The sequence below is a fragment of the Lelliottia sp. EB106-05-01-XG201 genome (genome assembly GCF_058791735.1).
On record NZ_JBYTDV010000001.1, the window covers coordinates 3,500,019 to 3,512,616 of the forward strand.

A 12,598-nucleotide genomic window follows, 5' to 3' on the forward strand; every position below is an offset into this window, starting at 1 on the left:
GTCTGATCTGTCACCTATGTATCCGGTCATACAGAAGCGCCACCGGGCACCCCCCTATTACTGCCAGCTCACCTAGCCTTTCGGCTCGTACGCATTCACATCCAGCGGTGAATTCTGCTGAATAAACTGCTTCAGCACTTCGGCGTCGATAAAGCCGGTATTCACGTAGCCAGGTTTGTTGTCGATATGCGGATAGCCATCGCCGCCCGTGGCGTTAAAGCTCAGGGTCGCCATGCGGTAGGTTTTGGATGGGTCAACCGGCTCGCCTTTGATTTTCAGATCGTTGAGCTTACCGTCTTTCGCCACAAAACTGACGTTCGCAAACTGCGGATAGGCTCCCGAGTCCGGTTTCATTTGCGCAACGGCGGTGAGATAGTCGATCACCTCTTTTCCGCTCATATCCGCATACACCACGATGTTGCCGAACGGCTGAACCTTCAGCACATTTTTGTAGGTGATATCCCCCGCTTCGATGGAGTCACGCACACCGCCGCCGCTCATTACCGCAAAGTCGGCGTTAGTGCGCGCCATTTGCGCCGCCAGCAGCAGGCGTCCCATGTTGGTCTGCACGAAGCGCACCTTGCTGCGATCGCCTTCAAGGCGGCCATTCACCGTACCGATTTTCACGTCGAGCTGTGCTTTACCTTTGTTCTGGAACGGCGTCAGGAGCGACAGCATCTGGGCGTTTTCAGCGATTTCTGGGGTGTAAAGTACGCGCTCACTTTTCCCGTCGTCGTAAGTGACTTTCTTCTTGAGATTCACCGGGATCAGCTGGTAGCGCACCATTTTCATTTCGCCGTTGCGGAATTCAAAGTCTGCGCGACCGACGTATTTACCCCACTCGTGGGCCTGAACAATCCAGATCCCATTCTGGCGATCCGGCGCGCACGGGGTGCCCGGCACGTAATCAACCTGCTTTTTGTTCTCGGACGCCATACACACCGGATCTTGTGAGTGACCACCCACAATCATCGCCAGCGCGCCCGCGGGCAGGCTGCGCGCCATCTCCACGTCGCCCGGTGCATTCGAGCCGTGCTCGCCGTTATCGTAGTGTCCCATGTGGGTGGTAGCGATAATCACATCTGGCTTTTCGTTTTGATTCAGCTCCTGAATGACCAGTTTCGCTTCGTCAGCCGGTTTGCGGAATTCGATGTCTGTGAAATATTCCGGGTTGCCGATTTTGGCCGTGTCGTCGGTGGTTAAACCGATGACCGCAATTTTCAGATCGTCGCGTTTGAATAACGCCCAGGGTTTAAACAGGCGCTCACCCGTGCTCTTCTGATAAATATTGGCGGAGAGGAACGGGAATTTGGACCACTTTTCCTGCTGACGCAGCACGGTTAACGGATTGTCGAACTCGTGGTTGCCGACGGCCATGGCGTCATAGCCGATTAAATTCATGCCGCGGAAATCCGGCTCGGCGTCCTGCAAATCGGACTCCGGCACGCCGGTGTTGATGTCGCCGCCTGACAGCAGCAATACGCTCCCACCCTCGGCTGCCACCTCTTTACGAATGCCGTCCACCAGCGTTTTTTGTGCCGCCAGACCGTACTCACCGTATTCGCTGCGCCAGAAATGGCCGTGATGATCGTTGGTATGCAGAATGGTGATTTTATATGTTTTATCTTTTTCATACGCCTGCGCAGGCTGGCTTGCCAGCGCCCATGCGGCTATCAGCGCCAACGCGACGCCTCGCTTCATCAACTTCATATTCTCGCTCCCTGACCAAAAGACAAACGCAAAAATTACAATGAGTAAGAAGAATAGACAAATATGTTTTCAGAAATGCGACTTTCTTCAAAACTCACACACAGGTATGTTAGCGGGATAATAATGACACCCTGCACTTCTCTTAACAAAAGACGTGGTATTTATGGCAATCAGTGAATCAACTCCGCCTGTTACGGGCACCCCGGCGTCTGAGCCAAAATCGCGCACGGCATTTGGTATTTTAGGCGCCATCAGTCTGTCGCATCTGCTTAACGATATGATTCAGTCGCTGATTCTGGCGATCTATCCCCTGCTGCAGTCAGAATTCTCATTAACCTTCGTACAGATCGGGATGATCACCCTGACCTTCCAGATGGCGTCGTCGCTGCTCCAGCCGGTCGTCGGTTACTGGACGGATAAGTATCCGATGCCCTGGTCGCTGCCGATCGGCATGTGCTTCACTCTGAGCGGCCTGGTACTGCTGGCGCTGGCGGGAAGCTTTGAGATGGTGCTTATCGCCGCCGCGCTGGTCGGGACCGGTTCGTCGGTGTTCCACCCTGAATCGTCGCGCGTGGCACGTATGGCCTCCGGCGGGCGCCACGGTCTGGCGCAGTCGCTTTTCCAGGTTGGCGGTAACTTTGGCAGCTCCCTCGGTCCGCTACTGGCCGCTGTCATCATTGCGCCTTACGGGAAAGGTAACGTGGCATGGTTCGTTCTGGCGGCGCTGTTGGCCATCGTGGTGCTGATTCAAATCAGCCGTTGGTATGCGGCGCAGCATCGGGTGAATAAGGGCAAACCTAAAGCTGCGATTATCAATCCGCTGCCGCGCGATAAGGTGATCCTGGCCGTGGGCATCCTGTTAGTGCTGATTTTCTCGAAATACTTCTATATGGCGAGCATCAGCAGCTATTACACCTTTTATCTGATGGAAAAATTCGGATTATCGGTACAAAACGCCCAGTTCCACCTGTTTGCCTTCCTGTTTGCAGTTGCGGCGGGAACCGTCATTGGCGGCCCTGTTGGCGATAAAATTGGTCGTAAATATGTGATTTGGGGCTCTATCCTCGGCGTTGCGCCCTTTACGCTTGTTTTACCCTACGCAAGCCTTGGATGGACGGGGATTTTAACCGTGATCATTGGCTTTATCCTCGCCTCCGCGTTTTCAGCCATCCTGGTGTATGCCCAGGAGCTGATGCCGGGCCGTATTGGTATGGTTTCCGGGCTGTTTTTCGGCTTTGCGTTTGGGATGGGAGGCCTTGGAGCGGCTGTGCTGGGGCTGGTCGCGGACCACACCAGCATTTTCCTGGTCTATAAAATCTGTGCTTTCCTGCCACTTCTGGGGATACTGACCATATTCCTGCCTGATTACCGCCATAAGGCGTAGTTTCCCTGCGGTCAAAGTAAACTTTGGCCGCATCTCTCTCCTAGTGCCATAAGGCTTTCCCCTTCATCCCTCCGGTAATTTGTCCTAATCTGCTTTTTTTAACGCTTATTGCTGTTTTATTCAAATTTCAACAATTATTCATAAACATAATGGCCGAAATTGTCATAAACTATTAATCGGCTTTTTGGTTTTTACGCCAAAAATGGAACACCTCACGACGAAAGGAGACGGAATGCATCACGCCACACCGCTTATCACCACCATTGTAGGTGGACTTGTGCTCGCCTTTATCCTTGGCATGATCGCCAACAAATTACGTATTTCTCCTCTCGTGGGCTATTTATTAGCGGGTGTGCTGGCGGGTCCGTTTACGCCAGGTTTTGTGGCGGATACCAAACTGGCTCCTGAACTGGCGGAATTAGGCGTGATTCTGCTGATGTTTGGCGTCGGTCTGCACTTCTCCTTGAAGGATCTGATGGCGGTAAAGCATATCGCCATACCCGGCGCGATCGCCCAGATAGGCGTGGCGACGTTGCTGGGGATGGCGCTTTCCGCTTTGCTTGGCTGGTCGCTGATGACCGGTATTGTATTCGGGCTGTGTCTCTCAACCGCCAGTACCGTGGTGCTGCTGCGCGCGCTTGAGGAGAGACAGCTGATAGACAGCCAGCGCGGGCAGATCGCCATCGGCTGGCTGATTGTTGAAGATCTGGTGATGGTCCTGACGCTGGTCCTGTTGCCAGCTGTCGCCGGGATGGTGGAAAAAGACAACGTCGGCTTTGCCTCGCTGGCGCTGGATATGAGCATTACCATCGGCAAAGTGATCGCCTTTATCGCCATTATGATGGTGGTGGGCCGCCGCCTGGTGCCGTGGATCCTCTCACGCAGCGCCGCCACCGGCTCTCGCGAGCTGTTTACCCTTTCGGTGCTGGCCCTGGCGCTGGGTATCGCCTTCGGCGCTGTTGAGCTGTTTGACGTCTCCTTTGCGCTGGGTGCGTTCTTCGCCGGGATGGTGCTGAACGAATCTGAGCTGAGCCACCGCGCGGCGCACGATACCTTGCCGCTGCGCGATGCGTTCGCGGTCCTGTTCTTTGTCTCCGTCGGTATGCTGTTCGATCCGTTAATCCTGATCGAACAGCCGCTGGCCGTGCTCGGGACGCTGGCGATTATTATCTTCGGTAAATCCGTAGTGGCATTTGGTCTGGTACGTTTGTTCGGCCACTCGCCGCGCACGGCGCTGACCATCGCCGCCAGCCTGGCGCAGATTGGTGAATTTGCCTTTATCCTCGCAAGCCTTGGCATGGCGCTGAACCTGCTGCCACAGGCCGGGCAGAATCTGGTGCTGGCGGGGGCGATCCTCTCCATCATGCTCAACCCGGTGCTGTTTGCGGTGCTCGAAAAATACCTCGATAAAACCGAAACGCTGGAAGAACAGACCCTGGAAGAAGCTATCGAAGAAGAGAAGCAGATCCCGGTGGATATTTGTAACCACGCCCTGCTGGTCGGCTTTGGCCGCGTGGGGAGCCTGCTCGGCGAGAAGCTGATGGCGCAGGGCATTCCGCTGGTGGTGATTGAAACCTCACGCACCCGGGTGGATGAGCTCCGCGCCCGCGGGATCCGCGCAGTGCTGGGCAATGCGGCGAACGAAGAGATCATGAATCTGGCGCATCTGGACTGTGCGCGCTGGCTGCTGCTGACCATCCCGAATGGTTATGAGGCGGGTGAAATCGTGACCACCGCGCGTGAGAAGTGCCCGAGCATTGAGATCATTGCCCGCGCGCATTATGACGACGAAGTGGAATACATTACCGAGCGCGGCGCGAATCAGGTGGTGATGGGCGAGCGCGAGATTGCGAACACCATGATTACGCTGATTGAAAAGCCGCCAATTGAAGAGGCAGTGACGGGTTAAAAAAAGCCTGCTGGCGCTACGCTTAGCAGGCCTACTTTGTAGCCCCGGTTAGCGCAGCGCCACCGGGGAACATTCCTTACCGATCCCAGTACGACTCTTCCAGACTGTCTTCTCGCTCCGGCAGGCCACGCGTTAAACGCGGGGAATGCTGATTCAGCACCTGATAACTCACGCGGTTCGCGTACTTACACACCTGCGCCAGCGACGAATAGGTCAGCCAGCTGAGCTGATGTTTGCTGGAGTTCGGCACGTTGGTCCGGTGATAGGCGTTGGCGGTGATGTCGTGCAGCAGAGCGGCCAGCGCACCGTCGCCCGCGCCGTTGGTGTTCATGATCTTCTCCGGGCCGCCCATGTACGGGGCAATGTGGGAGAAAATCCGCAGCGGATTCACGCAATCTTTATGACGCATCGCGCGGCTGAATTCGTACTGGTTGAATTCGGCAATCGCACCCGGCAGCAGCGGATGCTGGGTTTTGCGTTTGTTCTCTTCTTCGGTGAATCCGGCCATGAACAGGCCAATCGGTCCGGCGGTACAAAGCACCAGATCCACCCAATCCAGCGCTTTGTTGGACGCCAGCAGCGGATCGCTTTCCCCCGTCAGGGCTTCAGCTTCTTCTTCGTTCATCGCCAGAATAGAGACGTGCTCTTTCAGGAACGCCTGCCACCACTCGGGGTTGTCGGCGATAACAAACTTGGTGCCCAGCGTCAGCACCACCGGCACGTTATATTTCTTCGCGTATTCCACCGCCTTCATGGTCGCTTCCGGCATCGGTTCGCCGGGCTTACAGCGCACCAGATAGGAAGTCAGCACCAGCGCAGAGGCACCGGCAATCACCTCTTCCGGAATGCTCTCGGCGCGCAGCTTGTTCATGTGTCCAGGGCTGATGGCAAAGGTGCGCTCGCCGGAGTCGCTGATCAGCGTAAAGCAGCGGCCAATCGCGCCGTCGACGCCCTGCAGGTAGTTCAGATCGGTACGGCTGGATGTGTTGCAGAGGTAACGGTAGGCGTAGCCACCGATTTCGATATTGCGACACATCACGCCCAGTAACACGGAGCGGTCATCGGCGAGCACCGAATAGTTGTGCATGGTGTTCCCGATAGTGCCACCCGCAAACTGATGGGTGATCAGGTTTTCGCGCACCAGCTCCTGGTACAGCGCTTCGGCGACATCGTCTTCGATAACCAGCGAATGCCCGGAACTGAGCCCATAACGTGCGACAAACGCATCATCCACTTTTGCTTCGATATCCACCAGCGTCTGGTCGATGCCGACCACCCACGCAGCGTTGGTTTCATTGACCGGCTGAATTTGTTGCAGCAGCGGATCGCGGGCGTTGACAGGGAAATAATGCTTTGATTTGCGTTTACCGGGAAATTTCATGTTGAGGGCTGCGAGTGACTATTGGGCCGGAAATGGTAGCACAAACCCGGCCCACTGCGCGATTAGCGGCTTGCAGTCACCAGCGCCGCCATCATCTCGATATGCTCCGGCGAGTCGTTAAGTGCCGGAATATATTCATACTTTTCCCCACCCGCCTCGAGGAAGAACTCCCGGTTTTGCACCGCGATCTCTTCCAGTGTTTCAAGGCAGTCCGCCGAGAAGCCCGGGGACATCACCTGAACATGCTTCACGCCCTTCTCGCCGAGCATCTTGAGGGTTTCATCGGTGTACGGCGTCAGCCAGGGTTCACGGCCAAAGCGCGACTGGAAGGTCATCATCACCTTTTCCGGCGGCAAGCCGAGGGCAGAAACCAGCTCGCGAGTGGTGTCACGACAGCGCTGCGGATAATCATCGCCTTCGTCAACGTAACGCTGCGGGATGCCGTGATACGAGAGCAGGAGCAGATCCGGCTCGCCGTGTTTAGCAAACGAGGCGCGCGCGCTGCTCACCAGTGCGGAGATGTAGAGTTCGTCTTCGGCATAGTCACGAATAAAGGTCACGCCCGGAATACGGCGACGCGTCGCCAGAATGCGCGCCAGTTCGTCCCAGACGGCAGCGACCGTCGAGCAGGAGTATTGCGGGTAAAGGGCCAACACCACGATGTGGTCGACGTCCTGCGCCAGCAACGCGTCGACCGCGCTCTCCAGCGACGGTTTGCCGTAGCTCATCCCGAGTGCAACGGGCATATCCGGTAAACGGGCGGCCAGCGCTTTTTCCTGACGACGGCTGTAGACCATCAGCGGCGAACCCTCGTCCATCCACACGGACTGGTAGAGTTTCGCCACGCGGGGGGAACGAATCGGCAGAATGACACCGCGCAGCAGCGGCCACCACAGTAGTCTCGGGGTATCCACGACGCGGGAGTCGCTTAAAAACTGTCGCAGGTAACGTTTCACTGCCGCAGGGGTTGGTGCTTCTGGAGTGCCCAGATTGGCAAGCAGGATGCCGGTTTTCGCCTGACTCATTCACGCCTCTTAACCATTTGAATAGCTAATGATTGTAACTGAAAAGCGGGGAAACGGAACAGATTGCAGAAATAGGTGGGGGTTGGGTTGCCGGATGGCGCTTCGCTTATCCGGCCTACAAAATGCTTGAAGGCCGGATAAAACACGTGCCACACATTAGCCGAGGATTTTTTCCAGCTCTGCGCGCACGTCAGCGACAGCTTTGGTGCCGTCAACTTTTGCGTATTTGGTGTTGCCAGACTGCGCTTCTTTCGAGTAGTAGCCGATCAGTGGGGCGGTCATCTGATGGTATTCCACCAGGCGTTTACGCACGGTCTCTTCCTGATCGTCTTTACGCGTGGTCAGCTCTTCGCCGGTCACGTCGTCTTTGCCTTCCACTTTCGGTGGATTGAATTTGATGTGGTAAACGCGGCCAGAAGCGGCGTGAACGCGACGACCAATGATACGGTCAACGATCAGTTCGTCAGGTACGTCGAATTCCAGAACGTAGTCAACGTTGATACCCGCTTCTTTCATGGCGTCAGCCTGCGGAATGGTACGCGGGAAGCCGTCCAGCAGGAAACCGTTGCGGCAATCTTCCTGAGTGATGCGTTCTTTTACCAGCGCGATAACCAGTTCGTCAGTCACCAGTTTGCCTGCGTCCATGATGTCTTTCGCTTGTTTACCCAGCTCGGAGCCAGATTTAACAGCGGCACGCAGCATGTCACCCGTAGAGATTTGCGGAATACCGTATTTCTCCATGATGAACTGAGCCTGAGTTCCTTTACCCGCGCCCGGAGCGCCAAGCAGAATAATACGCATTGCGAAAATCCCCTCAAAAGTTGGTTCAATATTTCAAAAAGCGCTAAACAATACCATCAGAACGGGTATCGCTCAAGGAAGGCGGGAAGGCTGAAACGGTTAACGGGGGAGATTATTTGGGATAGTGCGGTGATGGCCCCTCACCCCGGCCCTTATGTCTTGATCTTCTCCGCTTCTGCGGAGAAGATCCCCGACTGATCATCGGGAGGTTACCGGTGAGCATCACCCGGCCCTGGTGCCACTGAGCCCGTGGGAGAGATTATGCCCCGGTAACCTGTTTCCCTGTCGCCTCAAGACCGAACGGTATCCTGTGCCCTGAGCACCCACATATAAGGATGGTCCGGCGATATTATTCATAAGGTTACGGAGTGCCATGATGGAGCTTATTCCTGTCGGCGTTGATATCGCCAAACTCAAATTTGATGTCGCCGTCCTGCTGCCTAATCAGAAATACAAAACCAAAAAATTCCCCAACACCTCTGCCGGATGCCGCGAGTTCCTCAGTTGGCTGGCACGTTTTGGCGACTGCCATGTCTGCATGGAAGCGACGGGCTGCTACAGCACTGAACTTGCCACCCTGCTGGCCGATAACGGCTGCTGTGTCAGCCTCGAAAATCCTGCCCGCATACACGCGTTTGGCAATACGGAGCTGACCCGCAACAAAACAGACAAAAGTGATGCGGCACTGATAGCCCGCTACTGCGCCCTGCATCAACCCGCCCCCTGGTATCCTGCACCACTGAGTGAGCGTCAGCTGACGGCGCTGGTACGCCACCTGCGTAATCTGGAAGAGATGCGGCAGATGGAGATGAACCGCCTTGAAGCAGCCGACGAGGTCATTGTTCCCTCACTGCATGAACACGTCGCCATGCTGGATGAACTGATTGACGAAACACGAAAGAAAATCAGCCAGCACATCGATGATAACCCTGACCTGAAGCGGGACAGGGAACTGCTGAAGAGCATCCCCGGGATCGGTGAAATGCTGAGCGTGAGCCTGCTGGCGTTCGCGGGTAATCTGAGACGGTTCAGTGACAGTAAGGCACTGGTGGCTTACGCCGGGCTGAATCCACGGCGCTGTGAGTCGGGGATGTGGAAAGGAAAGAGCAGGCTGTCAAAAGTAGGTCACGCAGAGCTGCGCAGTGCGCTGTATATGCCGGCAGTGGTGGCGGGAAGGTGCAATGAGGTGGTTAAAAATCTGATGGACAGGCTGGCAGCGAGAGGAAAAACAGGGAAGGAACGCGTATGTGCCGGGATGAGAAAACTGCTCCAGCTGGCTTATGGCGTGGTGAAATCCGGACGAGAATTTAATGCTGAAATACCGCTTGCCGGATAACCGACAAGACGGTATCTCTCCCCAAAGGGGCGAGGGTGAAAACCGCACCGAACGATCCCCTCTCCCCTTTGGGGAGAGGGTTAGGGTGAGGGGTAGGTCTGCAATTATGCCATCAACAGCGCATTCACACGTTTGATGAACAGGTTCGGATCTTCCAGCGTGCCGCGCTCGGCCAGCAGGGACTGATCCAGCAGCAGCTCAACCCACTCGTTAAACTGTGTTTCGTCCTGGGTGTCCGCCGCGCGTTTCACCAGCGGGTGATCCGGGTTCAGTTCAAAGATGTACTTCACTTCCGGGATCGCCTGGCCGGCAGCGGCGAACAGTTTCGCCATCTGGGTGCCCATTTCGTCCGCGTCGGTGGTGACAATCGCCGGAGTGTCGGTCAGACGGTGCGTGAAGCGCACCTCTTTCACGCGATCGCCCAGCAGGGTTTTCACGCGCTCAACGAAGGGCTCCAGCGCTTTTTCTGCTTCTTTTGCCGTTTCGTCCACTTCGTCAGCCAGCTTGTCGATAGACTCGTCAGCTTTAGCCACGGACTGGAAGGATTTACCGTCGAACTCGGTCAGGTAGTTCATCATCCACTCATCGATGCGATCGGAAAGCAGCAGCACTTCGATGCCTTTCTTACGCAGCAGCTCCAGATGCGGGCTGCTCTTCGCGGCAGCATAGCTGTCGGCGGTGATGTAGTAGATCTTCTCCTGCCCTTCTTTCATACGGGACACGTACTCTTCGAGAGACACGGTCTGCTCGGAAGAGTCGGTGTGCGTCGAGGCGAAACGCAGCAGTTTAGCGATCGCTTCCACGTTAGAGGAGTCTTCCGCCGGGCCCTCTTTCAGCACGAGGCCGAACTGTTTCCAGAAGGTCTGGTATTTCTCAGCGTCGTCTTTCGCCAGTTTCTCCAGCATCTGCAGGGAGCGTTTGGTCAGGGCGTTACGCAGGTTGCGCGTGACGGTGCTGTCCTGCAGGATTTCGCGGGAGACGTTCAGCGGCAGATCGTTAGAATCTATCAGGCCACGCACGAAGCGCAGGTAGTTCGGCATGAACTGCTCGGCGTCGTCCATGATGAACACGCGCTGCACGTACAGCTTCAGGCCGTGCTTGTGATCGCGGTTCCACATGTCCCACGGCGCCTGGGCCGGGATGTAGAGCAGGCTGGTGTACTCCTGCTTCCCTTCCACGCGGTTGTGGCTCCAGGTCAGCGGATCGGTAAAGTCGTGGGCGATGTGCTTGTAGAATTCGTTGTATTCGTCGTCTTTGATTTCAGACTTGTTACGCGTCCACAGGGCCTGCGCCTTGTTGATTTTCTCCCAGGAGACCACGGTTTCGCCGTCGACTTCTTCGGTTTTCTCAATTTCAACCGGCAGGGCGATGTGGTCAGAGTATTTGCCGATGATGGAGCGCACGCGCCAGTCATTCAGGAAATCGTCTTCGCCTTCGCGCAGGTGCAGGGTGATTTCGGTCCCGCGATCGGCTTTGGTGATGTCATCCACGGTGTATTCACCTTCACCGTGAGATTCCCAGAACACGCCATTTTCCGCGCTGTCGCCCGCCGCACGGGTGCGTACGGTGACTTTGTCGGCCACGATAAAGGCGGAGTAGAAGCCCACGCCGAACTGGCCGATCAGCTGGCTGTCTTTCGCCTGATCGGAGCCCATGGATTCGAGGAAGGATTTGGTGCCGGACTTCGCGATGGTCCCGAGGTGATCGATCACCTCGTCGCGGTTCATACCAATACCGTTATCGGCAATGGTCAGGGTGCGGTTGTCTTTGTCAAAAGAGACGCGCACGCGCAGCTCGCCGTCGCCTTCATACAGATCCGGGTTGGACAGCGCGCGAAAACGCAGTTTGTCCGCCGCATCCGAGGCGTTGGAGATAAGCTCACGCAGGAAGATTTCTTTATTGGAATACAGGGAATGGATCATCAGGTGCAGAAGCTGTTTTACTTCTGACTGGAAACCACGGGTTTCTTGTCCTTTCATCTAGATCGACCTCAACAATGCCATTTAATGGGGTTTGAACACGTTGAGAGTGAGATGGGGATAGCGGGAGAGAATTTCAAGCGGAGGCCACGATTGCAGCCTCCGTTTGGTCAGAAAATAAGCTTGTGACGTCCAGCCAGAGAGTGTGACAGCGTGGTGCCGTCGACCATTTCCAGCTCGCCGCCGACCGGCACGCCGTGGGCGATGCGGCTGGCCTGAACGCCGTACTGCGCGCACAGTTCACCGATGTAGTTCGCGGTCGCTTCGCCTTCCACCGTCGGGTTGGTAGCGAGGATCACTTCGGTCAGCGTCTCGGACTCCAGACGCTGCTCGAGGCGATCGAGACCGATATCGTCCGGGCCAATTCCATCCAGCGGAGAGAGATGGCCCATCAGCACGAAATAGCGGCCCGAAAACTGCCCGGTTTGCTCAATGGCGTAGATGTCCGCCGGACTCTCCACCACGCAAATCTGACCGTTTTCCTGACGACGCGGATTCGAACAGATGTTACACACGTCCTGCTCGGTAAAAGTGCGGCAATCCTCACAGTGACCGATTTCTGACATGGCGCGGGTCAGTGCCTGCGCCAGGCGCATCCCGCCGCTGCGGTCGCGCTGTAACAGCGTAAACGCCATGCGCTGGGCTGACTTCGGGCCAACGCCCGGCAGGCAGCGCAGCGCTTCCATTAACTGCGTGAGCAGCGGACTGGTTTGCATCAGAACGGCATCTTAAAGCCTGGCGGCAGCTGCATCCCGGAGGAGACAGAGGCCATTTTCTCTTTCTGGGTTTCGTCGATACGGCGCGCGGCATCGTTAAATGCAGCGGCAACCAGATCTTCCAGCATATCTTTGTCGTCTTCGAGCAGGCTTGGGTCGATTTCCACGCGACGGCAATTGTGCGCGCCGTTGATGGTCACTTTGACCAGACCTGCACCGGATTCGCCAGTGACTTCCAGCTGTGCGATCTCTTCCTGCATTTTCTGCATTTTGTCTTGCATCTGCTGGGCCTGTTTCATCAGGTTACCCAGACCGCCTTTACCACCAAACATAGGCTTCTCTCTTAAGTAGTCACGT

10 protein-coding genes are annotated in these 12,598 nt (G+C 56.2%); 3 read left to right on the top strand and 7 right to left on the bottom strand.

What is annotated here, in order from left to right; all coding sequences use genetic code 11:
* Nucleotides 1-72 precede the first annotated feature (72 nt).
* A complete protein-coding gene (gene ushA / locus AC3WS9_RS16445) occupies nt 73-1,710 on the bottom strand; it encodes a bifunctional UDP-sugar hydrolase/5'-nucleotidase UshA (RefSeq protein WP_492489378.1) in 1,638 nt (545 codons plus the stop codon).
* A 163-nt stretch (nt 1,711-1,873) separates the two neighbouring features.
* Here ushA and AC3WS9_RS16450 point away from each other — a divergent pair, with 163 nt between their 5' ends.
* Together AC3WS9_RS16450 and ybaL are read left to right on the top strand one after the other, a co-directional pair.
* Complete coding sequence (locus tag AC3WS9_RS16450) at nt 1,874-3,094, top strand: MFS transporter (protein WP_492489380.1); 1,221 nt, start codon at nt 1,874-1,876, stop codon at nt 3,092-3,094.
* 232 nt (nt 3,095-3,326) lie between these two features.
* Nucleotides 3,327-5,003 (top strand): YbaL family putative K(+) efflux transporter, encoded by a 1,677-nt coding sequence (gene ybaL / locus AC3WS9_RS16455; protein WP_282492583.1) that lies wholly within the window; start codon nt 3,327-3,329, stop codon nt 5,001-5,003.
* Between the two features lie 76 nt (nt 5,004-5,079).
* Here the strand turns inward: ybaL and AC3WS9_RS16460 are convergent, their stop codons facing one another.
* The 3 genes from AC3WS9_RS16460 to adk all read right to left on the bottom strand — a co-directional run bounded on the left by AC3WS9_RS16460 (nt 5,080) and on the right by adk (nt 8,210).
* Entirely contained in the window at nt 5,080-6,384 is a 1,305-nt protein-coding gene (locus AC3WS9_RS16460; RefSeq protein WP_282492584.1) for an inosine/guanosine kinase, read from the bottom strand.
* Nucleotides 6,385-6,446: 62 nt separating this feature from the next.
* Nucleotides 6,447-7,409: a ferrochelatase gene (gene hemH, locus AC3WS9_RS16465; protein WP_492489383.1), complete on the bottom strand. Its 963-nt coding sequence runs from the start codon at nt 7,407-7,409 to the stop codon at nt 6,447-6,449.
* Nucleotides 7,410-7,565: 156 nt separating this feature from the next.
* Nucleotides 7,566-8,210 carry an adenylate kinase gene (gene adk / locus AC3WS9_RS16470; RefSeq protein ID WP_100777364.1) on the bottom strand — a complete coding sequence of 215 codons (645 nt, stop codon included), beginning with the start codon at nt 8,208-8,210 and terminating at the stop codon, nt 7,566-7,568.
* Between the two features lie 373 nt (nt 8,211-8,583).
* Here adk and AC3WS9_RS16475 point away from each other — a divergent pair, with 373 nt between their 5' ends.
* Nucleotides 8,584-9,546, top strand: coding sequence for an IS110 family RNA-guided transposase (locus AC3WS9_RS16475; RefSeq protein ID WP_492486735.1), 963 nt, complete (start codon nt 8,584-8,586; stop codon nt 9,544-9,546).
* A gap of 104 nt (nt 9,547-9,650) precedes the next feature.
* On the opposite strand, the gene htpG is transcribed toward AC3WS9_RS16475, so the two are convergent.
* The 3 genes from htpG to AC3WS9_RS16490 form a co-directional block, all read right to left on the bottom strand.
* Nucleotides 9,651-11,525 (bottom strand): molecular chaperone HtpG, encoded by a 1,875-nt coding sequence (gene htpG / locus AC3WS9_RS16480; RefSeq protein ID WP_492489385.1) that lies wholly within the window; start codon nt 11,523-11,525, stop codon nt 9,651-9,653.
* A 110-nt stretch (nt 11,526-11,635) separates the two neighbouring features.
* Nucleotides 11,636-12,241: a recombination mediator RecR gene (recR, locus tag AC3WS9_RS16485; RefSeq protein WP_282492587.1), complete on the bottom strand. Its 606-nt coding sequence runs from the start codon at nt 12,239-12,241 to the stop codon at nt 11,636-11,638.
* On the bottom strand, nt 12,241-12,573 hold the full coding sequence (locus AC3WS9_RS16490) for a YbaB/EbfC family nucleoid-associated protein (RefSeq protein WP_052283815.1): 333 nt from the start codon (nt 12,571-12,573) through the stop codon (nt 12,241-12,243). Before AC3WS9_RS16490 ends, recR begins: the two co-directional genes overlap by 1 nt.
* Nucleotides 12,574-12,598 lie beyond the last annotated feature (25 nt).